Origin of the sequence: Halorussus caseinilyticus (assembly GCF_029338395.1) — an archaeon.
GTDB lineage: Archaea > Halobacteriota > Halobacteria > Halobacteriales > Haladaptataceae > Halorussus > Halorussus caseinilyticus.
In genome coordinates this window covers 496098-518284 of sequence record NZ_CP119809.1, presented here as the reverse complement: position 1 = coordinate 518284, position 22187 = coordinate 496098, and the positions used below count along the sequence as shown (strand labels likewise).

At 64.7% G+C, this 22187-nt stretch carries 21 protein-coding genes; 10 read left to right on the top strand and 11 right to left on the bottom strand.

Going from position 1 to position 22187, the window contains the following annotated elements; all coding sequences use genetic code 11:
• Positions 1-55 precede the first annotated feature (55 nt).
• The 3 genes from P2T60_RS02585 to P2T60_RS02575 all read left to right on the top strand — a co-directional run bounded on the left by P2T60_RS02585 (position 56) and on the right by P2T60_RS02575 (position 2049).
• Positions 56-787, top strand: coding sequence for an HAD family hydrolase (locus tag P2T60_RS02585; RefSeq protein WP_276281000.1), 732 nt, complete (start codon positions 56-58; stop codon positions 785-787).
• Positions 788-843: 56 nt separating this feature from the next.
• Positions 844-1149: a DUF7565 family protein gene (locus P2T60_RS02580; protein WP_276280999.1), complete on the top strand. Its 306-nt coding sequence runs from the start codon at positions 844-846 to the stop codon at positions 1147-1149.
• 321 nt (positions 1150-1470) lie between these two features.
• Entirely contained in the window at positions 1471-2049 is a 579-nt protein-coding gene (locus tag P2T60_RS02575) for a GNAT family N-acetyltransferase (RefSeq protein WP_276280998.1), read from the top strand.
• Between the two features lie 66 nt (positions 2050-2115).
• On the opposite strand, the gene P2T60_RS02570 is transcribed toward P2T60_RS02575, so the two are convergent.
• Genes P2T60_RS02570 through P2T60_RS02545 form a run of 6 tightly spaced genes read right to left on the bottom strand, consistent with a single transcriptional unit; the run spans position 2116 to position 8184 of the window.
• Positions 2116-3228, bottom strand: a complete 1113-nt coding sequence (locus P2T60_RS02570; protein WP_276280997.1) for a Gfo/Idh/MocA family protein — start codon at positions 3226-3228, stop codon at positions 2116-2118.
• A gap of 39 nt (positions 3229-3267) precedes the next feature.
• Positions 3268-3468: a DUF8005 family protein gene (locus tag P2T60_RS02565; protein ID WP_276280996.1), complete on the bottom strand. Its 201-nt coding sequence runs from the start codon at positions 3466-3468 to the stop codon at positions 3268-3270.
• A gap of 1 nt (position 3469) precedes the next feature.
• A complete protein-coding gene (locus P2T60_RS02560) occupies positions 3470-4660 on the bottom strand; it encodes an ABC transporter ATP-binding protein (RefSeq protein ID WP_276280995.1) in 1191 nt (396 codons plus the stop codon).
• A 6-nt stretch (positions 4661-4666) separates the two neighbouring features.
• Complete coding sequence (locus tag P2T60_RS02555) at positions 4667-5665, bottom strand: carbohydrate ABC transporter permease (RefSeq protein WP_382210413.1); 999 nt, start codon at positions 5663-5665, stop codon at positions 4667-4669.
• A complete protein-coding gene (locus tag P2T60_RS02550) occupies positions 5662-6693 on the bottom strand; it encodes a carbohydrate ABC transporter permease (RefSeq protein WP_276280993.1) in 1032 nt (343 codons plus the stop codon). The genes P2T60_RS02555 and P2T60_RS02550 overlap by 4 nt, the downstream gene beginning before the upstream one ends.
• 12 nt (positions 6694-6705) lie before the next feature.
• Positions 6706-8184 (bottom strand): extracellular solute-binding protein, encoded by a 1479-nt coding sequence (locus P2T60_RS02545; RefSeq protein ID WP_276280992.1) that lies wholly within the window; start codon positions 8182-8184, stop codon positions 6706-6708.
• A 214-nt stretch (positions 8185-8398) separates the two neighbouring features.
• Here P2T60_RS02545 and P2T60_RS02540 point away from each other — a divergent pair, with 214 nt between their 5' ends.
• Both P2T60_RS02540 and P2T60_RS02535 read left to right on the top strand, forming a co-directional pair.
• Complete coding sequence (locus P2T60_RS02540; RefSeq protein WP_276280991.1) at positions 8399-10081, top strand: acyl-CoA mutase large subunit family protein; 1683 nt, start codon at positions 8399-8401, stop codon at positions 10079-10081.
• A gap of 75 nt (positions 10082-10156) precedes the next feature.
• The gene (locus tag P2T60_RS02535) at positions 10157-10999 is read left to right on the top strand and encodes a CPBP family glutamic-type intramembrane protease (protein WP_276280990.1); all 843 of its coding nucleotides are present in this window, start codon (positions 10157-10159) and stop codon (positions 10997-10999) included.
• Between the two features lie 8 nt (positions 11000-11007).
• On the opposite strand, the gene P2T60_RS02530 is transcribed toward P2T60_RS02535, so the two are convergent.
• Positions 11008-12129, bottom strand: coding sequence for an aminotransferase class V-fold PLP-dependent enzyme (locus tag P2T60_RS02530; RefSeq protein ID WP_276280989.1), 1122 nt, complete (start codon positions 12127-12129; stop codon positions 11008-11010).
• Positions 12130-12591: 462 nt separating this feature from the next.
• Between P2T60_RS02530 and mce the strand changes: the two genes are divergently transcribed.
• Positions 12592-12975, top strand: a complete 384-nt coding sequence (gene mce / locus P2T60_RS02525) for a methylmalonyl-CoA epimerase (protein WP_276280988.1) — start codon at positions 12592-12594, stop codon at positions 12973-12975.
• Between the two features lie 9 nt (positions 12976-12984).
• Here the strand turns inward: mce and P2T60_RS02520 are convergent, their stop codons facing one another.
• Positions 12985-13632: a ferredoxin--NADP reductase gene (locus P2T60_RS02520; RefSeq protein ID WP_276280987.1), complete on the bottom strand. Its 648-nt coding sequence runs from the start codon at positions 13630-13632 to the stop codon at positions 12985-12987.
• A gap of 137 nt (positions 13633-13769) precedes the next feature.
• Between P2T60_RS02520 and P2T60_RS02515 the strand changes: the two genes are divergently transcribed.
• A complete protein-coding gene (locus P2T60_RS02515) occupies positions 13770-15530 on the top strand; it encodes a 2-oxoacid:acceptor oxidoreductase subunit alpha (protein ID WP_276280986.1) in 1761 nt (586 codons plus the stop codon).
• The gene (locus P2T60_RS02510) at positions 15527-16390 is read left to right on the top strand and encodes a 2-oxoacid:ferredoxin oxidoreductase subunit beta (protein ID WP_276280985.1); all 864 of its coding nucleotides are present in this window, start codon (positions 15527-15529) and stop codon (positions 16388-16390) included. Before P2T60_RS02515 ends, P2T60_RS02510 begins: the two co-directional genes overlap by 4 nt.
• 299 nt (positions 16391-16689) lie before the next feature.
• Here P2T60_RS02510 and P2T60_RS02505 read toward each other — a convergent pair whose 3' ends face one another.
• Together P2T60_RS02505 and P2T60_RS02500 are read right to left on the bottom strand one after the other, a co-directional pair.
• Positions 16690-17844 (bottom strand): acyl-CoA dehydrogenase family protein, encoded by a 1155-nt coding sequence (locus P2T60_RS02505; RefSeq protein ID WP_276280984.1) that lies wholly within the window; start codon positions 17842-17844, stop codon positions 16690-16692.
• Between the two features lie 369 nt (positions 17845-18213).
• Complete coding sequence (locus tag P2T60_RS02500) at positions 18214-19872, bottom strand: long-chain fatty acid--CoA ligase (protein WP_276280983.1); 1659 nt, start codon at positions 19870-19872, stop codon at positions 18214-18216.
• A gap of 104 nt (positions 19873-19976) precedes the next feature.
• Here P2T60_RS02500 and P2T60_RS02495 point away from each other — a divergent pair, with 104 nt between their 5' ends.
• On the top strand, positions 19977-20735 hold the full coding sequence (locus P2T60_RS02495; RefSeq protein ID WP_276280982.1) for a PHP-associated domain-containing protein: 759 nt from the start codon (positions 19977-19979) through the stop codon (positions 20733-20735).
• Here P2T60_RS02495 and P2T60_RS02490 read toward each other — a convergent pair.
• Positions 20732-21214: a metal-dependent hydrolase gene (locus tag P2T60_RS02490; protein WP_276280981.1), complete on the bottom strand. Its 483-nt coding sequence runs from the start codon at positions 21212-21214 to the stop codon at positions 20732-20734. The genes P2T60_RS02495 and P2T60_RS02490 overlap by 4 nt on opposite strands.
• Positions 21215-21600: 386 nt before the next feature.
• On the opposite strand from P2T60_RS02490, the gene P2T60_RS02485 reads away from it, so the two are divergent.
• On the top strand, positions 21601-22110 hold the full coding sequence (locus tag P2T60_RS02485; protein ID WP_276280980.1) for a CinA family protein: 510 nt from the start codon (positions 21601-21603) through the stop codon (positions 22108-22110).
• Positions 22111-22187: the final 77 nt, after the last annotated feature.

The following is a 22187-nucleotide window of genomic DNA, read 5'->3' as shown; positions in this document are numbered from 1 at the left end:
CACGCGATAGCACGCTCCCCCGGCCTTTTTCGCGGGCGGGCGAGAACCCCGCGGTATGCGAGCAGTCTTCTTCGACCTCGACGGAACGCTGGTCGAACTCCCCGAGGACTTCCTCGGCCTCTTCGAGACGGCGCTGGCCGACCACGGCATCGACGCCGACGGAGAGCAGTGCGAGTTCTACACCGAATCGTTCTTCGAGTATCTCGGCGAGTGCCGCGACGACCCCTACCGGGCGGCGATGGCCGACCTCCGGGCGGAGTACGGTCTCGACCCGAGTGCCGACGCACTGGCCGAGACCTACGTCGAACGCGAGGCCGAGGCGACCACTCTCGAATCAGGCGTCCGAGAGGCGTTGGACGCGCTCGCGGCGGGCGAGTCCGCGGACTCGCCCGCCCCCGACTCGCCGTCCGGAAGTGAGGCCGCGCCGGTCGCCGCCGACACCGCCCTCGGCGTGCTGACCAACGGCGCGGCCCGCGCTCAGCGCCGCAAACTCGTCCACCACGACATCGCCGCCGACTTCGACGCCGTGGTCGTCTCCGGCGATGTCGGCGCTGGCAAGCCGGACTCGGAAATCTTCGCGGCCGCGAGGGAAGCGATTCCGGCCGACGAGTACGTCTTCGTGGCCGACGACCTCGAACGCGACGTACTTCCCGCCCAAGAAGCCGGATTCACCGGGGTCTACGTCGGCGAGGACGCGGGCGAAGGCGGCGAGAACCAGTCGGTCGCGACCCACCGCGCCGACTTCGCGGTCACGTCGCTCCGGGAGGTTCCCGACTTGCTCGGGTAAGGCTTCCGAGCAAATCGGTCGAAAGGTTGTTGTCGCGGCGATTCGACCACCCGGTAATGACAGACTGGGAGTGCGGCATCGACGGTTGCAGTGAGGAGTTCGACGACGTAGAGGAAGCCATCGTCCACCAGACCACCGACCACAAGCGCCGCGAGTGCAAGGTCTGCGGGTCGGTCGTCCCCGACGGCTACTTCGCCATCCGACACGCGTTCAACGAACACTCCCGCGCGGAGTACGTCCGGGCCTACGGCGCGAGCGCCGCGGAAGTCCGCCAGCGAGAGCGAGTCCGAGACGCCATCGAGGACGAGGCCGACCTCCAGCAGGTCGTGAACCGACTGGACGAGGTTACGGGCGGGTTGTAGGGACGGAGAGGGTGGTGTCGGGGACCGTCGCAGTCGTCGCTGTGGTGGTCGCGGTCGCTGTGGTGGTCGCGGTGGCGGTGCAGTCTGATTGGTTCAAGCGTCACAGTCGTTGGCAGTGCAGTCGTCGGTCGTAGTCTGATTGCCTCGCGGCCCCGACTGCGCTCCGGACCGCGACGGCGGGAACCGAGAGAAGAAGTTTCGGAAACCGCCGTCCCGCGGTCGTGATTCGAGCGCGGAACAGGAGCGAACGAAGAAGGCGAAAGGGCCGGACGCTCCACCGAGCGCCACACCTTTTTACGTTCTGACAACCAACTCACACCCATGTACGTTCGGGACGCGAAAAATCGGGAGGAAGTCTGGCTGTTGGACCACATCGAGGAGATGGGTCTGGACGAAACCGCGTTCCGCTCCCGCGATTACGTGGTCGCAATCGACGAGACCTCCGGCGAGAAGGCGGGATTCGGTCGTATCCGCATCCACAAGACCGACGACGGCGAGGTGTGCGAACTCACCAGCATCGGCGTGTTGGGGTCGTGGCGCGGGCAGGGCGTCGGCGCGCACGTCGTGGAGCGACTGGTCGAACACGCCCGCGACGACGGATTCGAGCGAGTGTACGCGCTCACGAGTTCGACCGACTACCTCGCGCAGTTCGGCTTCCGCGGCGTCGAGACCAGCAATCTGCCCGACCGACTCCGCGAGCGCCTCGAAACCAAACGCGACAACATCGACCCGAACGCGGTCGGAATGGCTCTGAACGCCGAGGCGTTCGTCATGCCCGACCGCCTCCGCGAGCGGTTCAAGACCGCCCGGCCTCACGAGGCGGAACCGGAACCCGAGGAGTCCGCCGAGGACTTCGGCATCGACCCCAACAGCGCGACTTACAAGTACGACACCGGGTGAACCGGGAAAGCGAACGCGAACGACGGGCGACCGCCGCGTTCCCGTCCCTGCGCTACTGTACCGAGGTTACTGCATCTGCGGTTTCTCGCGCGCCGCGTCCGTCCCGGTGAGGGCCACCGCGCGCCCGGTTTCGGCCGACCGGTAGATGGCGTCGATGACGCGCTGGACTTCCAGCGCTTGCTCGACGGTGTTTCGAGCGGGCGCTTCGCCCGCGCGCACGGCGTCGAAGAACGCCCGCTGTTCGCGCTTGTGGGTGTCGTTCGAACGGGTCTCCACGTCGGCGTTCACGACGTGGGGCGCGCCCTCGTCGCTCACGAGGTGGAAGTTCAGGTCGCCGGTCTCCCGGTCGAAGGTGGCACCGCCTTCGGTACCCTGTACGACGAACTCGTTGGTGGGCGGACGGTTGGTCGCCCACGCGATTTCGAGCGAGATGGACTGGCCGTCGGCGGTCCGGACGTAGGCCGAGGCGTGGTCGTCCACGTCGAACTCGGCGTCCGATACGTCCTCGCCGTACATTTCGAGGTAGGTGTAGTCGTCGCGGTCACCGAACTCCGACCGGGTGTCGCCGGTCACTTCGACGATTTCCGGGAAGTCGAGGAAGTGGAGCGCCAAGTCGATGACGTGGACCCCGATGTCGAGCAGGGCACCCCCGCCCGACACGTCCTCGGTGGTGAACCACGTCCCGCGACCGGGGATGCCCCGCCGCCGGACCCAGTTGGCATCGATGTGGGTCACGTCGCCGAATCTGCCCTGTCGCTGATAGGACTTGAACACCTCGACCGCCGGGTTGAACCGGTTGTTGAACCCGACCATGCAGAAGTTGTCGGCGTCTCGGTTCGCCTCGGCGATGCGCTCGGCGCTTTCGAGCGTGTCGGCGAGGGGTTTCTCCAACAGGACATCGACGCCGGATTCCAGCGCCTCCACCGCGTACTCCTCGTGGAACTTGTTGGGCGTCGTGACGATAACCGCGTCGATGCCTTCGTCGTGAAGCGCGTCGTACGTCTCGAACGCCGGAACGCCGTAGGTACTCTCGAACCGGTCGCGGGCGTCGGCGCTCACGTCCACGCCGCCGACGAGCGTCTCGCTGAGGTCGGTGATGCGGTCCGCGTGGTGGTGGCCGATGCCGCCGAGTCCGACGATGCCGACTCGAATCGTCTCTTCTGAAGCGTCTTTCGTCATGGTGTGTCGAATTGTTGTCTTCCGTGTGGTTCGCTGTGGTCAGTACAACTGTCGTTCGCGCTGTTCTCGTTCCGATTCTTCCGTTCGCTCGCGCCGACTCGCCCGCCAGTTGGCGACGAGGCGGGCCAGCGCCGGGAGGAACTTGTTCTTGCAGTCGAGCGCGAACGAGACGATGCCGTACGCCCAGAAGACGAACAGCAGACTGAACGCGCCGACGTAGACGAGCGTTCCCGACACCATGTCAGTCGTCGCCCTCCGCGGCGGTCGGTTGCTCGTCGGTCTCGGTGCCGGTCTCGGCCGTCACCGAGTGGGTGATGGCCTCGCCCGATGCGGTGTCGAACAGGTGGACTCGCTCGCGGTCGAGGACGACTTCGACGGACTCGTCGGCGTCGAGGTCCGCGTCCGGGTCCACCGACATCAGCATCTGGTCGGTCCCGGCCGTCTCGCCCATGCCCCGGTCGGCGGACTGCTCGCCCGTGAGGAGGTAGACGAATATCTCGTCGCCCATCGGTTCCAGCACGTCCGTCCGCGCCTCGATGGGTTGGGTGGGGTTAGCGACCCCGCCGCCCTGCTCGCGGAGATGCACGTCTTCGGGCCGGACCCCGAGCGTCAGGTGGTCGCCCACCTCGACGCCCGAGAGTCGGTCGGGGTCGAACGCCACGTCGAAGTCCGGCGTCGAGAGACCGCCGGACGTGACTTCTCCCTCCACGAAGTTCATGCTCGGCGACCCGATGAATCCCGCGACGAAGAGGTTGGCGGGTTCGTTGTAGCAGGTCAGCGGCGGCGCGATTTGCTGGAGTTCGCCGCCGTCGATGACCGCGATGCGGTCGGACATGGTCATCGCCTCGGCTTGGTCGTGGGTGACGTAGATGATGGTAGTGTCCAACTCCTTGTGGAGTCGCTGGAGTTCCGTCCGCATGTGGACCCGGAGTTTCGCGTCCAAGTTCGCCAGCGGTTCGTCCATCAGGAACACCTCGGGTTCCCGGACGATGGCCCGCGCAATCGCCACGCGCTGGCGCTGGCCGCCCGAGAGTTCGTCGGGCATCCGGTCTAACATCCCCTCCAGTTGCACCACGTCGGAAGCGTGTTCGACCCGCCGGTCGATTTCCTCCTTCGGGTAGTCGCGCAACCGCAGGCCGAAGCTGATGTTGTCGTACACGTCCATGTGGGGGAACAGCGCGATGTTCTGGAACACCATCGCTATCCCCCGGTCTTTCGGCGGCAGGGTCGTCACGTCTCGGTCCGCGATGGAGATGGTGCCGGACGTGGGTTTCGTCAGTCCGGCGATGGTCTCCAGCGTCGTGGACTTCCCGCACCCCGACGGGCCGACGAAGGTGACGAACTCGCCGTCCTCTATGTCGAGGTTCATCTCGTTCACCGCGATAACGTCTCCGTACTCCTTTGTCACGTCGTCTAGGTTAACGTCTCCCATCTGGAATCACTCCTTGAGCGCTCCTGCCGTCAGGCCACTCACGATTTTCTCTTGGGCTATCACGACGAGGATGGCGACCGGTAGGACGCCGACGATGCTCGCCGCGGCCATGAGGTTGTACATCTGCGAATACTGTCCCTGATACGCGAGGATGCCCTGCACGAGCGGTGCCCAGTGGTTCTGCGAGGAGAAGAACCCGGTGAGCGTGTTCGCGACCTGCCCGTCGTTCATCAGGAACGAGAAGAAGAACTCGTTGTACACCGAGATGAACGTCAGCACGCCCGCCGTCGCCACGCCCGGCGCGGACAGGGGCATGATGACCCGGAACAGCGCGCCGAGTCGCGTCGTCCCCTCGATGCGCGCGGCGTCCTCCAACCCGTCCGGAATCTGACTGTAGAACGTCGTCAGGATGAAGATGGACAGGGGCATGAACAGCGCGGTGAACGGCAACGTCATCGGGAGCGGCGTGTTGTAGAGGTTGGGACTCGAAATCCCGACCCCGAACAGGCCGATGGTGACGTTCCCCGTGAACAACCGGAACAGCGGCAGTAGGAACGCCGCTGGCGGGAAGTACGACACCGCGAGGACGAGCAACATCAGCGGTCCCTTTCCGGGGAAGTCGAGTCGGCCGAACACGTAGCCCGCGAGACTGGAGATTATCAGCACGAACACCGTCGTCGCCAGTCCGAGGACGAAGCTGTTCAGCACGTAGATGTGCAACGGCACCGTCTGGAAGATGGTGACGAACGCCTCGGGGTTGAAGCCGTGGGGAACCGGCGGGAAGCCGAAGTTCGTGATGGCCTCGTTGGGCGTCACCGCAAGCACCAACAGCCAGTAGAACGGGAACAGCGTCGTGAACAGGAAGAACGCGGTCACGACGTAGAACATCGACCGGTAGACCCGTTCGGGGTTCCGGATGGCGCGGGAGGCCCACCGCGAGAACGGACCCTTCGACGCGTCGGTCTCCGACGCGTCGAGTCCGGCGGTGTCGGACTGGGCCATCAGAAGCCACCTCCCTGCGTGTCGGCGAACTTGGCGATGTACACCGACACCGCGACGGCGATTATCGCCGCCGTGATGAACGCGATTGCGGCGGCGGTCCCGTACTGGCGCGAACTGAACGACGAGACGACCAGACACGACAGCGAGGGGACCGTGCTACAACTCGTCACGGTCTCGATGAGACCGTAGATTCGGAGCGCGCCGATGGTGCGGAACAGCATCGCCACCATCACCGTCGGGAGGATGAGCGGTAGCGTTATCATCTTGAACTGTTGCCACCGGGTCGCGCCCGAGACGCGAGCGACTTCGTAGAGGTTGCGGTCGATGCTCTGTAGCCCCGCGAGGATGAGCAACGCCATGAACGCCGAAGTCTTCCACACGTCCGCGAAGACGAGGATAATCATCGAATCGACGCTGTTCGACAGGGGGGTACTGGTGAAGACCCCGAGAGTCTGGAGCGGTTCGACGAGGAAGCCGATGTTCGGTTGGAACAGCAGGTAGAAAATCATCCCCTGAATCACGATTGGCACCGCCCACGGCAGGATGATGGCGACTCGCACCCATCGCCGACCGCGGAAGTCTTGGTCCAGCACCAACGCCTGTCCCAGACCGATGAGCGTCTCGAAGAAGACGCTCACGATGGTGAAGATGAACGTCACCGTCAGCGCCGCGTGGAACGGTTCTTTGATGCCGTGAACGAAGGGGAAGTCCCCGCTCCAGACGACGGTGGGGAGCAACGGCCGAACCAGTAACGCGGCGCGCTGTCCGGTGAGTAGTTCGACGTAGTTCGTCAGGCCGACGAACTCGCCGACCGTTCCGGTGCCGACGAGTTGGTCGGCGTGGAGCGAGAGTTCGAACGTCCGGAGCAACGGCCAGAACGCGATGACGGCGAGGACGAGCAACGCTGGCGAGAGCAGCAGGTACGCGAACGACGTTTCGCCGAGATTCTCCATCCAGCGAATCGCGCGGACGTACGGGCCGCTCCGACGGCTCTCGCGGTCGGTTCCGTCTGTCGGGTGTTCAGTCGCCATAGTGTGAGTAGCTTAGACGCTGTTCTCGATTTGTTTCAGCGTACTCTTCAGGTCCGACATCGCCTTGTCGGGGGCCTTCTGCGCGGCGACGGTGGCGTTGGCCTCCTGAGCGATTTTGCTCCGCTGTTGGGGCCACACCGCGGTCACGGGCCGGGGAATCGCGTTCTGACCGACCTTCCGGAACGTCTCCATGTACCGGCCCATGATGGGGATGTTCTTGGCCTTGTCAGACTTCAGCATCGGCGGTCGGGGCGGCATCCAGCCGATTTCTTCGAGGAGCTTGTACTGGATGTCCTTACTAGTCATCGTCTTGACCACTTCCAGCGCTGCCTCTTTCTTCGTCGTGTTCGGGTTGACCGTGGTGTGCCATCCGCCGAGGGCGGCGACTGCGCCGCCGGTTCCCTCGTACTTGGCCTTCTCCGGGGAGACGCCGTGGGGGATTGGCATGACGCCGAGGTTCTCGCCGAGGTTCTCCTCGGCACCGCTGGTGTTGACCGCGTAGGGCCAGTTGCGGTGCATCACTGCGTTACCGCTGGTGAACGGCTTGCGAGACGGTTCCTCGGACCACTGGAGGACCGCCTCGGGCGAGATGTCGCCCGTAACGCCATCTAGCGCGTGCTTGTCGTCCTCACCGTTGACGAACGTCCGGAGCATCCGGAGCGAGTCCACGACGGGTTTCTCGTCTACCGTGATGGGTCGGTCGCCGACCGGTCCGAAGAGGTTGTCGAGTTCGCCGAAGTACGCCCCGCCGTAACTGGAGAGGAACTCGTTGAACGTACAGCACGACAGTCCCGCGTAGGACTTGAACTGGAAGGTGAAGCCGTAGTCCACGTCGCTCTGCCCTTTCACGTCGGCGGTAATCTCCGAGAACCGCTTCCACGTCATCGAGTTCGTGGACCAGTCGGAAGTGTCGTATCCGGCGTCCTGCACGAGGTCCTTACGGTACTGCATCGTCGGTAGGTCCGGGAACATCGGGACGGCGTACATGTCGCCGTTCGGTCCCTTCGTGGTGTCCACGCTCGCACCGAAGTACTCGTCTTCGACCATGCTGGTCGTGTCCGGAATCTCCTCGCTCAGGTTGAGCAACTGGTCGCGCACGATGAACGGGAGCGTCCACCCGTTGTCCATCATCAGCAACGAGGGCTTCTTTCGGCCCGAGGAGAGCCACTGGGTGTACTTGTCCTGTCGCTTGCCCGTAATGTCGGAGCCAGCGATAGTTTCGACTTCGATGTCCTTCGAGAGACCCGCCTGATGGAGCCACTTGTTGAACTTCGACTGGATGCCGTCCAAGTCCGAGTCCGTCGCCATCTGGACAGTCGTGGTTCCGCCGCCCGAAGAACCGCCCGACGTAGTGGTTGCCGTTCCGTCATCATCGCCGTCGCCGCCGGTACAACCGGCGAGCGTCAGCGTCGTTCCGGTCGCTCCGGCCGCCTGAACGAACCGCCGTCTTGAAACTGTTCCGTCAGATTTGGGGGATTGGTCGTCCGCCATAGGTAGAGTTACACAAACATAGGGTTTAAATAATTTTGGTACGTTTACTACTAGTGTTGTAACCTACTGTTGGTAATTTTATGAGTTTGTGTCTCAGAAATAACTATTCGTCGGTCGCCGGGCGGCTTTCCAGTGATATTTGGTAACTACAACCACACGTTCCCCGAGCGCAATCCGACAATTGTTAAGACCGACCACCCCATCAGTTCAGACAATGTTCGACGCCGACGACCTCGAGGAGATACGCGAGGCACGCGAGGAGTGGGAAGACGAGACGGTCGGTCCCACGGTCGAGCGGTTCGGCGAGCGCAAAGAGGAGTTCACCACGGACACGGGCGGCCAAGCGGTAAAGCGCCTCTACACGCCCGACGACGTGTCCGACCTCGACTACGACGGGGACTTGGGCTTCCCCGGCGAGGAACCCTACACCCGCGGCCCGTACTCCACGATGCACCGCGGGCGACTCTGGACCATGCGTCAGTACGCCGGGTTCGGGACGCCCGAGGAGACCAACGAGCGATTCGAGTACCTCATCGAGAACGGGTCGTCGGGTCTCTCGATGGCGTTCGACCTGCCGACCCAGATGGGCTACGACTCCGACGACGAGATGGCCGTGGGCGAGGTGGGCAAGTCCGGGGTCGCCATCGACTCGCTCGACGACATGGAGACGGTCTTCGACGGCATCCCGCTGGACGAAGTGAGTACGTCGATGACCATCAACGCGCCCGCGTCGGTCCTGCTGGCGATGTACATCGCGGTCGGCGACAAGCAGGGCGTCGATAGGGAGGAGTTGCGCGGGACCATCCAGAACGACCTCCTGAAGGAGTACGTCGCGCGCAACACCTACATCTACCCGCCGGAACCCTCGATGCGAATCATCACCGACATCTTCGAGTTCTGCGCGGCCGAGACCCCGAAGTTCAACACCATCTCCATCTCGGGCTACCACGTCCGGGAGGCGGGCGCGACCGCCGCCCAAGAGTTGGCGTTCACGCTCGGCAACGGCATCGAGTACGTCGAGGCGGCGACGGACGCGGGTCTCGACGTGGACGACTTCGCGCCGCAGTTGTCGTTCTTCTTCAACGCCCACAACAACATTCTGGAGGAAGTGGCGAAGTTCCGCGCCGCCCGCCGGATGTGGGCCGAGATTATGGAGGAACGATTCGGCGCGGAGAACCCTAAGTCCAAACAACTCAAGTTCCACACCCAGACCGCGGGTTCGACGCTGACCGCCCAGCAGGTGGACAACAACATCGTCCGCGTGGCGTATCAGGCGCTCGCGGCGGTTCTGGGGGGAACCCAGAGTCTCCACACCAACGGGAAAGACGAGGCGCTAGCGCTCCCGACCGAAGAGAGCGTCCGGACCGCCCTGCGGACCCAACAGATTCTGGCCCACGAGTCGGGCGCGGCCGACACCATCGACCCCCTCGCGGGGAGTTACTACGTCGAGAGTCTGACCGACGGCGTGGAGGAAGAGGCGTTCGACCTGCTCGACACCATCGACGAGAAGGGCGGAATGTTGCAGGCCATCGAGGACCAGTGGGTCCAGCGCCAGATTCAGGACGTTGCCTACGAGCGCCAGCGCGAAATCGAAGAGGAAGAGCGCATCATCGTCGGCGTCAACGAGTTCGAGGTGGACGAGGAACCCGAGGTCGATATTCAGGAAGTCACCGAGGAGGACGAACAGCGCCAAATCGACCGCCTGAACGACGTGAAGGCCGACCGCGACGACGAGGCAGTCGAGGCGAAACTCGACGCGCTACGGAACGCCGCCGAGGGCGAGGAGAACCTGATGCCCTACATCATCGACGCGGTGAAAGCCTACGCGACGGTCGGCGAAATCTGCGGCGTGATGCGCGACACGTTCGGGGAGTACAAGCCCGGCGCGGCGGTGTAAACTCGCCGCTTATTCTTGCACTATCTCGTCGATAAATAGAAGATATTTTGTCTGAAACCATCGAACTTCGACCGGATGTTACGTTCTGATACGAACCCGCCGACGTTCGAGCGTCGGTCGGTGGTTCCCGTCGCAACGTACGTCGTAACAATCGCCGTCTTGACCGGACTGTTGCTCGTCTCTCCGTCGCACTCCCCCGTCTTGGGGATGGTTTGGGGCGTCTTCCTCGTCGGACTCGGCGTCGGAGCGCTCACGGTCGAGGGCATCTCGCCCCGCTCGATACTCCCGCCGGTTCGCACGCTCGTTCCCGCGATTGCGGTTCTCGTCGCGTTCTGGGCGCTGTACAATCTCGTCGCGTTCGGTCTCGCTCTGGGTGGCGTTTCCGGATTCGAGACCACGGGGTCGAAAGCCGCCGCTCATCCGGCGTTGTATCTCGGGGCCCTCCTCAGTTCGCTCCTGTTCACCGCGATTCCGGAGGAACTCGTCTTCCGCGCGTACCTCCAGCAGAAGTTCACCGCGCTGGCAGATGGCGAGACCCGCCGGACAGTCGCCACCGGCGTCGCGGTCGCGGCGGTCCTGTTCGCACTCTTCCACCTCCCGCGGTGGTTTCTCGGGTCGGGACACGGAGTCGGCACCGCGCTGGCGGTTCGACTCCTCGGACTGACGCTCATGGGTATCGCCTACGGCGTCGTGTACGCGTTGACTGGTAATCTCTGGCTGGTCGCCCTGTTTCACGCGACGATGAACCAACCGCCGTTCGTCGTCACGGTGAGCGTTCCTGCCGAGTTACACCTGCTCGTCGGCGTCGTCGAGTACGCCGCCATCGTCTCGACGGTATACGTCGCGGTTCGCGTCACCGAACCCGAGGAATCTGCTCTCGTCTGGTCCCGGCGAGCGGCGTCCTCAACTTCCGACTGAACCCGTTTTCACAACCACCCCACCAACTCCTCGACATCCCCCTCCGTGTTGAAGGCGTGAACCGACGCCCGGACCGCGTTCTCGGGGAACGGGAGCGACCGAATCCGCACCCCGTCGTCGGCCAACTCCTCCACGAACGCCTCGGGGTCGGGGTCCGCGACGGCGAACGTCACCAGTCCCGACTCGTACTCGCGGGGACTCAGCAGGCGGGCGCTCTCGGAATCCTCGACGCCCTCCTTCAGTCGGTCGGTCAGCGTCTCGATTCGGCGCTGAATCGCGTCGTAGCCGATTTCCTCGACGGTCTCGATTGCCTCCCGCAGGCCCGCGTAGGGCGCGGGCGAGACGGTGCCGACCTCCAGTCTGTGCGCGCCGGGTTCGTAGGCGTACTCCTCGGCGTCGGGGTCCTCGACGCTCCGATAGCCGACGTGGGCCGGTTCGAGGCGGTCCTCCGCGCCGGGGGCGACGTGGACGAATCCCGCGCCGAAGGGACCGAGTAGCCACTTGTGGCCCGCGCCAGCGACGAAATCGGCTCCCCACTCCGACACGTCCACCGGCATCTGGCCGGGGCACTGCACGGCGTCCACGAGGACCAGCGCGCCCGCGTCGTGGGCCATCTCCACCACGTCGGCGACGGGCAGGAGCGTGCCGTGACTCCACGTCAGCGAACTCAGGCAGACGAGTTTCGCCCCGCGCACGGCGTCGGCCATCGCGTCCGTATCGGGGCGACCAGCGTCGCTTTCGACCACCTCGACTTCGACGCCGTGGCGCTTCAGGCGCTTCCACGGCAGGATGCCCGACGAGTGTTCGAGGTCCGTCCGGACCACGGTGTCGCCGCGCTCCCAGTCGAGTCCCGCCGCGACGCGGTTGATGCCGTCGGTGGTACTCTGGGTCAGCGCGACTTCCGCCGCAGTCGCGCCGAGGTGGTCGGCGACGACTTCCCGCGTCCGGTCGAACACGTCGAACGCGCAGGGGTACATCCCCTCCTCGGCGGGCGCGTCGTACTCGTGGCGCTCCACGCAGTCCTCGACGGCCTCGACCACGCGGGTCGGACTCGGCCCGGCGGCCCCGGTGTTGAGGTAGGTCGTGCGGTCGAGCGCCGGAATCGCGGCTCTGAGTTCGGTCGGCGTCACGAACACGTCCACGACGGACTGCGTGATAAGTGCTGTCGGCGGTCGAGAGACAACTTTATGATTGTGAAAGCTATACGTAGTTGTCTATAACGTTTCTATGTCTGTCCCCGAGAGATGGCTTCCTATCACTCCGGCGCGCGCTGGCGCGGCCCGCAAGTGGCCGCGCCAACCGCGCGAGGTCGTCGGGAGCGAAGCGACCGACTGCTCGGCAGACGCGGTTTGTCTGCCGGTGGACGAGCGAGCGAAGCGAGCGAGGAGGTTGGGGAGGTTCGAGGTGCGGGGCGGTGCCGTGCGGTGGCGGTTGCGGTCCTCATCGGTTCACGCCTGAAGCTAGCTTCGTCGTCGCGTTCGTCCTTCGAGTGACGTTTGATTGGCTCGAGCAGTCAAACTCCAATCCCGCCACGACAATCACGTCACCGGCGGACCGTCGAAACTAAACCCGACACCTCCGTAGCCCCGCGCATGCACATCGACCACGTTGGAATCGCCACCGAGGACGCCGCGGACCTCGCCGACCTGTACGCCGACCTGTTCGACGCGCCCGTCGTCCACGAAGAGGAGTTCGACGGCCTGCAGGTCGTCTTCCTCGAATTCGGCGACAGCTACTTCGAGTTGCTCGAACCCCTCGAAGGCGGCACCGTCGCGCGCTACCTCGACGCGAACGGACCGGGCATCCACCACGTCGCGCTCGAAACCGACGACATCGAGGCGGCCCTCGACACCGCCCGCGACCACGGCGTCGAACTCATCGACGACGAACCCCGTCCCGGCGCGTGGGGCCACGACGTTGCCTTTCTCCACCCCAAATCAACCGGGGGCGTCCTGATAGAGTTCGTGGAACACTGACCGGAGAATCTAGCTGTCCGGCGCGGGACCGAAGTTCTCGGACTTGGCTTCCTCGGCGTCCACGTTCGCCGCGTCGAGTGCGGCGTGCGCCCGGTCGAGGAAGTCGGCGAAGCCGTAGATGAACGTCTGGCCTCGCGCGTCCGCAAGAATTTCAAGTACGTCCTCGCTACTCACGTCGTCGGTGACGACGACCGACGCACCGGCCTCCGCGAGCGCGGTCAGACGCTCTTCGTGGGCCGGTTCGTCGTCCTCGTAGACCACGGTGACGGTGGCCCCCTCGCCGTGAGCGCGTTCGCCGATGCCGACCGCAGGACCGACGCCCGGCCCGCCCGCGAGAACGACGACGCGCTCCTCGCTCTCGTAGAAGGAATCGCCGAACGGACCCGCGACTTCGACCGTATCCCCGGATTCGAGGTCGGCGAGATAGGGGCTGAGCGACCCCTCCGGGTCGATTTCGACCGTCACCTCGAAGGTTTGGTCGGCGTCCGGCGACGAGAGGGTGTAGTGGCGCGTAATCTCCTCGCCGTCTACGGTCGCCGCGAGTTGCACGAACTGGCCCGGACGCGCGTCGAACCCCTCGGGCGTCTCCAGCGTCAGCGCAACCGTGTCGGTTCCGACTGTCTCGACTCCGCGAACTGCAACTTCGGTTCCGTCCATAGCCGTGACTTGCCGGGGCGCGACTAAAGAATCTGCGACTGGCCGGGGAGAACGTGACAAATATTACCGCGGTTCTCCACGTCACAGGGTCGCTTCAGAAGGCTTTTGATTTGGCGTGGGTTACCGGCTAGTTAGGAATGCCAGACGACCTCAACTGGGCCATCGGCGGCGAGGCTGGCGATGGCATCGACTCCACCGGGAAAATCTTCGCGCAAGCACTTTCCCGTGCAGGACGACACGTATTCACTTCAAAGGACTTCGCGTCCCGAATCCGCGGCGGCTACACTGCGTACAAGATTCGAAGCTCGACCGACAAGGTCGAGAGCGTCGTGGACCGACTCGACATCCTCGTGGCGCTGACCGAGCGAACCATCGAGGAGAACCTCGACGAACTCCACGAAGGGAGCGTCATCATCTACGACGGCGAGCGCACCGAGATGCAGGACGTGGACGTTCCCGAGGGCATGATTGGTCTGTCGGTCCCCCTCCAGCGTCTCGCGGAGGAGGCGGGCGGAGCCATCATGCAGAACATCGTCGCGCTCGGCGCGGCCTGCGAAGTGACGAACTTCCCCATCGAGAACCTCGACTCCGCGCTGGAGAAGAAGTTCGGGACCAAGGGCGAGTCCATCGTTGACAACAACAAGGAGGCCGCCCGGAAAGGGCAGGAGTTCGTGGCCGAGGAGTTCGACCACGAGTTCGACTACGACATCGACACCACCGACAACGACTACGTTCTCCTGAACGGCGACGAAGCCATCGGCATGGGCGCAATCGCGGCCGGATGTCGCTTCTACGCCGGATACCCCATCACCCCGGCGACCGACGTGATGGAGTATCTGACGGGACGCATCGAGCAGTACGGCGGCGAAGTCGTGCAGGCCGAGGACGAACTCTCGGCAATCAACATGGCGCTGGGTGCCGCGCGCGCCGGAGCGCGTTCGATGACCGCTACCTCCGGGCCGGGCATCGACCTGATGACCGAGACGTTCGGTCTCGTCGCCACCAGCGAGACGCCGCTGGTCATCGCCGACGTGATGCGCTCGGGTCCCTCGACCGGGATGCCGACCAAACAGGAGCAGGGCGACCTGAACATGACCCTCTACGGCGGCCACGGCGAGATTCCGCGGTTCGTCCTCGCGCCGACCAACGTCGCCGAGTGTTTCCAGAAGACCGTCGAGGCGTTCAACCTCGCCGAGAAGTACCAGACGCCCGTCTTCCTGCTGGCGGACCTCTCGATGGCCGTCACCGAGCAGACCTTCGAACCCGAAGTGTTCGACATGGACGCCGTGGAAATCGACCGCGGCAAGGTCGTGGACGAGGACGAAGTGGAAGCGTGGACCGACGAGAAGGGCCGGTTCCAGCCCCACTTCCCGACGGCCGACGGTATCAGTCCGCGGGCGCTCCCCGGCACGACCGACGGCGCGCACATGTCCACGGGTCTCGAACACAACTCGCTGGGTCGTCGGACCGAGGACACCGACGTTCGCATCGAGCAGGTGGACAAGCGAAACCGGAAGGTCCAGACGGCACAGGAGGAAGAAGACTGGTCGCCGCGGGAGTTCGGCGACGAAGAGTCGGACAACCTCGTCATCTCGTGGGGGTCCAACGAGGGCGCGATGCGCGAAGCCCTCGACTTCCTCGAAGAAGACGACGTGAGCGTCCGGTTCATCTCCGTGCCGTACATCTTCCCGCGACCCGACCTCAGCGACGACATCGAGGCCGCCGACGAGGTAGTCGTCGTCGAGTGTAACGCGAACGGACAGTTCGCCGACATCCTTGAACACGACGCCCTCACCCGCGTCAAGCGCGTGAACAAGTACAACGGCGTTCGCTTCAAGGCCGACGAACTGGCAGAGGAAATCAAAGAGAGTCTCCAAGCAGAGGAGGTCACAGCATGAGTTCTGACATTCGATTCACGGACTTCAAGTCCGACAAACAGCCGACGTGGTGCCCCGGATGCGGCGACTTCGGCACGATGAACGGCATGATGAAGGCGCTGGCGAACACGGGCAACGACCCCGACAACACCTTCGTCGTGGCGGGCATCGGCTGTTCCGGCAAAATCGGCACCTACATGCACAGCTACGCGCTTCACGGCGTCCACGGCCGCGCGCTCCCCGTGGGGACGGGCGTCAAGCTCGCCAACCCCGACCTCGAAGTGATGGTCGCGGGCGGCGACGGCGACGGTTACTCCATCGGCGCGGGTCACTTCATCCACGCGGTCCGCCGGAACGTGGACATGACCTACGTCGTCATGGACAACCGCATCTACGGCCTGACCAAGGGGCAGGCCTCGCCGACCTCGCGCGAGGACTTCGAGACTTCGACCACGCCCGAGGGACCGAAGCAACCGCCGGTCAACCCCCTCGCGCTGGCGCTCTCGGCGGGCGGTAGCTTCATCGCCCAGTCGTTCTCGACGGACGCCCAGCGCCACACCGAAATCGTCCAGAAGGCCATCGAACACGACGGCTTCGGCTTCGTGAACGTCTTCAGTCCGTGCGTGACGTTCAACGACGTGGACACCTACGACTACTTCCGCGACTCCATCGTGGACCTCGCCGAGGAGGACCACGACCCGACCGACCGAGACGCGGCGAAGACGAAGATTCTCGACGCCGACAAGGAGTATCAGGGCGTCCTCTACCAGAACGAGGAGAGCGTTCCCTACTCGGAACTCCACGGTCTCGACTCGAACATGGCCGACATTCCGGACGGCGCGCCCGAGGACGCGATGGACCTCGTGCGCGAGTTCTACTGAATCGACGCGAGTCGATTCCCGGCCGCTTCTTTTCGATTTCGACGGCGTAGCCGTGCGTTTCCTATCGCCGGGAACGCGGGGAAGTCCGCGGGTATCGTGAGGGCGACGGTGCAGAAAGCTCCCGCCCGGTCGCGTGACCGCTCGCAGTCGCGCCGCGACTGCGAGCGGTCGGGCCTTTCACCCACGGCGGTTGGTCGGCCGAGCGCACTCCGGAGGTCCGTCGCCCCGACGGTCCCACGCCGCCGGTAGGGAAACGAAGTCAACGCTCTAGGAATGAGAAAGCTATTCTAAAGACGCATCTACGATTGTCTATACACTAGATTTCGTTGTATCTCGTTCGCGCCCTCGTAGACGACCGGGATGCGCACGTCGCGGTACACCCGCGCGATGCGGCGGTCGGTCAGAATCGAGCGCCCGCCGTGGAACTGCATCCCCTGCTCTGCGCAGTCGGTCGCGGTTTCGGTGGCCTTCGTCTTGGCCATCGCCGCCCAGAGACCGGGATTGTCGCCGTCGCGGACCTTCTCGGCCGCGCGATACGTCAGCGCGCGGGACGACTCGAACTCCGTGCGCATGTCGGCCAGACCGTGTTGGACCGCCTGAAAGTCCGCGATGGTGCGGCCGAACTCCTCGCGGCCGTGGACGAACTCCCACGCTTCCTCGAACGCGGCGGCGGCGAGTCCGAGACCGTGGCCCGCCACGACCACCCGGCCGTGGTTGAAAAACTCCGCCAGTAGCATGAACCCCGCGCCCTCGCTCCCGACCAGATTCTCCGCCGGAATCCGGCAGTCGTCGAAGACGATGTGGGCCTGCTTGCTCGCGCGCATCCCCATCTTCTCGGGGATGTGTTCGGCCTCGTACCCCTCGGCGTCGGTGGGGACGACGAACAGCGAGTGGTTGCCGTAGCGGTTGTCCTCGTCGTCGCCGGTTCTGGCGTAGACGGTCAGCCAGTCGCCCTCGACGCCGTTGCCTATCCAGTACTTCTCGCCGTTCAGCACCCACTCGTCGGTCTCGTCGTCCCGCTCTGCCGTGGTCTGCATCCCCGAGAGGTCGCTCCCGGTGTCGGGTTCCGAGACGGCGAGACCGGTGATTTGGTCGCCCTCCGCGACCGGACGGAGGAACTCCTCCTTCTGCTCGTCGGTGCCGTACTTCTCGACTATCTCCGCGCCGAAACTGGCGAGTTGGAGCGACAGCGCGATACCGGCGTCCGCGCGAAACCACTCCTCGGCGACGGCGAGCATCTGCACCACGTCGAGGCCGCGACCGCCCAACTCCTCGCCGATGTCTTGGGCGACGAGTCCGGCGTCTTGGCCCGCTTCGAGGATGTCGTGGGGATACTCGGCTTCTCGGAATCGCTCCTCGGCGTTGGGCGCGATGTACTCCTCGGCGAACTCGCGGGCCTCGTGTTTGACTTCGCGGGCGTACTCCGGAACGATGTCGTCGGCGAGCAGTTCCATATGGAATGCAAGGACTGCGTGAGGATATACTTCGGGGCTGGTCGGTAGACGCAGACAGAATTCGAGCTGGAGGTCGCAAGTCGAGAAGAAACGAGACCGGAAAACAGCGAGACGCTAGCTTCAGGCTTGAGCAACGGAGTCACCGCGGCCGCACAGCATCGCAACCGCATCGCAACCGCATCGCAACCGCATCGCAACCGCGGACCTCACACCTCCCCAACCTCCTGCGGTCCTCGGTCGCTTCGCTCCCTCCGGTCCTCGTCCCTCGCGCGGTTGGTCCGACGCACAGAGCGTCGGACCAGCACGCGCCGAGATGGTTGCCGAGGTCAGTCGAAATAGGCAGTCTGAGGCGTCTTCAGACGTACTTTCTCACTCGTCTTCTTCGGGGGCGGCCTCGTCCGGAACCGACCCTTCGACCAGCGATTCGTCGCTGTACTCCTCGCGCAGGACCTTCTTGTCGAACTTCCCGGTCGCGGTCTTTGGCACCTCGTCGATGAAGACGAGTTCGTCGGGTGCCCACCACCGCGGGTACTCCTCGCGGATGTCGGCCATGATGGTCTCGCGCAGGGCGTCCTCGTCGGTCCCTTCGACAGGGACCACGAACGCGACGGGTCGCTCCTGCCAGCGTTCGTGGGGGACACCGATGACCGTCGCCTCCGAGACCTGTTCGTGGGCCATCAGCGCGTTTTCGAGTTCGAGCGAGGAAATCCACTCCCCGCCGCTCTTGATTACGTCCTTCGCGCGGTCCACGATTTTGACGTAGCCGTCGGTATCGACTGTCACCACGTCGCCGGTCTTGAGCCATCCGTCCTCGAAGTCGGTCTCGTTGGCCTCGGGGCGCTCGAAGTAGGTTTGAGTCACCCACGGTCCTTTGATGTACATCTCGCCGAAGTCCTCGCCGTTCCACGGGACCTCGTTCCCGTCGTCGTCCACGACCTTGAACTCCAGTCCGGGGACGACCAGTCCCTGCTTGCCCCGCTTCTCGTAGCGCCGGTCGGCGTCCCAGTCCTCCATCTCGTGTTTGAGGTGCGAGACGGTGCCGATGGGTGCGGTCTCGGTCATGCCCCACGCGTGAAGCACGTCCACGTCGTACTCCTCGTCGAATCGCCGGATGACCGCCTCGGGCGCGGCGCTCCCGCCGATGACGATGGTTTCGAGCGACGAGAGGTCGGCGTCGTTCTCGTCCAAATATTCGAGGAGACCGAGCCAAACCGTCGGGACGCCCGCGGTGAACGTGACGCCCTCCTCTTCGATGAGTTTGGCGAGGTCCGCGGGTTCCGGCGCGGGACCGGGATAGACGTGCTTGGCCCCGGCCGCAGTCGCCGAGTAGGGCATCCCCCACGCGTTAACGTGGAACATGGGCACGACCGGCATGATTACGTCCGACTCGTCGAATTCGAGACCTTGGGGCGTCAGGGTCGCCATCGTGTGCGACCAGAGCATCTGCTGGGTGTACTCGACGCCTTTCGGCTTGCCCGTCGTCCCCGAGGTGTAGCACATCCCGGCTTTGGTGTCGCCCGAGAGGTCCGGCCAGTCGTAGTCGGTGGGTCGGCCGCCGACGAACGACTCGTAGTCGGTGACGGGTTCGAGCGACGTGTCGGGCACCGACTCGCCCATCACGACGAACTGCTCGACGCTCTCGAACGACTCGGAGTCGGCCGGACCCTCTAGTTTCTCGACCAGCGAGGGGTCCACGAAGACGAGTCGGTCGGCGGCGTTCTCCACGATGTACTCGACGTGGTGGTCGGGCAGAAGCGGGTTGATGGTGTGCAACTGCGCGCCCGAGTTGGGCACGCCGAAGTACGTCTCGAAGTGGCGGTGGTGGTTCCAGCAGAACGTCGCCACCCGGTCGCCCGACTCGATTCCGGCCGCGTCGAGCGCGTTCGCCAACTGGCCGGTGCGGTCCTCGAACTCGGCGTAGTCGTACCGCTCGATGCCCTGTCCGGTCCGAGAGACGATTTCGGTGTCCGGGTACAGTTTGGTCGCGCGCCAGAGAAACGGTCGGAGCGTGGGGTCAGTTCCACCCATACACGTTGTCCTTCCTTCGACACCTTATGGTTTGCTACGATTCCGCAACCGAAGCCCTCGAATCAGAATCGTTAACAGCGGCGTCTGGCAACGAACAGACAGACGTGACCGCAGGCGAGTCGTTCCGCGTGGACTTCCACGCGAAAGTGTTGGACGAGCGGATAGTGACGAGAGCGAAGGCCCGCGGACTCGACGCCCTCGTCTACGCGCCCCACTTCACGCGACTGTCGGACGTGCGCGAGCGAGCGGCGCGCTTCTCGGACGACGACTTGCTCGTCGTCCCCGGCCGCGAGGTGTTCACCGGCGACTGGCGCAACCGCAGACACCTCCTCGCGTTGGGTCTTGACGACCCGGTGCCCGACTTCATCACCCTCGACGACGCGATGGACGAGTTCGACCGACAGGACGCCGCGATACTCGCGCCCCATCCAGAATTTCTCAACGTCAGCGTCTCGGCGGGGGACCTCGCCGCCTACCGAGACCGAATCGACGCCGTGGAGGTGTACAACCCCAAGCACTGGTCCCACCACAACCGGCGGGCGCGGGAACTCGCCGACGAGTTCGACCTGCCGGGGTTCACCTCGTCGTACGCCCACCTCGCCGGGTCGGTCGGCGAAGCGTGGACCGAGTTCGACCGGACGTTCGACTCCGCGGACGAACTGGTCGCGGCGCTGAGGGAAGGCGTTCCCCGGCGAATCGTCCGCAGGTCGGGGTGGGACCACGACCTGCGGTGTGCCGCGGAGTTCGCCCACCTCGGGTGGGAGAACTCCTACGAGAAGATTGACAGACTCTTCCTCTCGGGGATGGAACCCACCCATCCCGACCACATCGCCTACGACGACCGGTTCGAGAGCGTTTACTAAACCAGTCCCGTCACGGTGGTCGAGAGGTCCTGAACCGGCAGTTCGAGGTGAACGACGGCGGCGACCAGCAGGACCTCAAGCGCCGAGATTGCGACGGTGACGCCGGTGGCCCACTTGCTGGAGACGGGGACGCCGACCGGCAGGTTGTACTCCTGCGTGTAGGGGTAGAACAGCGCGATGCCGCGCTTGCTCCCCAACATGTCGAGGACGTAGTGAGTCGCCACGCCAATCCAGACGAAGTGGAGGTTGTCGAAGAAGACGGGGTAGGCGTAGAACACCGCCAGCACCGGCAGGTTGTGGAGCGTCTTGCGGTGCTTGCCGAACGCGGTGTCAACGTCGGGGAACAACGCCCCGAGTACGACCGGCACCGACATCTCGGCGATGGCCCGGAGCGTCGGCACGTCCGCCGAGGGGTGGAACACGAAACCCAACCCGATGCTCAACAGCACTGCGTTCAGAACGTGGCCCTCCTTGTTCATGGTTCGTCCTCGGTCATGTCCGATTCCTTATCCGGCCACGACTCAAGGTTTTCCCTTCTCCGTCTGAACTTTTCTTTCTCCGTCCGCGTGCGTGTCCCGCCCGGCCGCGTGCGTTCCACGCCCGGCCGCGTGTGCGCCTCGTCCGTCCGGTCGTCCGCGGAGGGCCGTCCGCGCGTCCGCGCGGACGGCCCGAACCGCGAGACGATTGTATACAATCTCTAGAGCAATTATTTTCTTTCTTAGAATACGGATTATATTTCTCTAAGCCTCGTCGAACTTTCCGAATCCGACTTTCGGGCGAGAGAAAGCGGCCGCTCGCGAGCGGGGGCGTTCGCCACGGCGACTCTCCCGTACCTTCATCCGAGTCGGTCCCCTCAGACTCGGACATGACCGACGACTCGCCAGTCGAGGAGCGAATCGGAGACGCCCTGCGAGACGCCGACCACACCGTTGCCGTCGCCGAGTCCTGCACCGGCGGACTCGTCGGGTCGATGCTGACCGACGTGCCGGGGTCCAGCGAATACTTCGACCGGGGGTTCGTCACCTACTCCTACGACGCCAAACTGCAGGAACTCGGCGTCGCCCGCGAGGTGCTGGACGACCGAGGCGCGGTTAGCGAACCCGTCGCGCGCCGGATGGCCCGCGGCGTCCGGGACGCCGCGGGGACGACGTGGGGCGTCGCCACGACGGGCATCGCGGGACCCACCGGCGGGAGCGACGAGAAACCAGTCGGCACCGTCTTCGTCGGGGTCGCCTACGCGGGCGACTGGGGGACCCAAGCGTCGTACGCGACGGTCTCGCGCTACGAGTTCGACGGCACGCGCCGGGAAATCAAGGCCCGAATCGCCCGCCGAGCGTTGCGGGACCTGCTGGCCGAAGTCGAGACCGACCGGTGAGCGGACGCCGACCGCTGGGGGCCGGAGGCGCGCCCGCGCCAGCGACGTGCCTGCCCGCCGGGGAGACGCGATGGGAA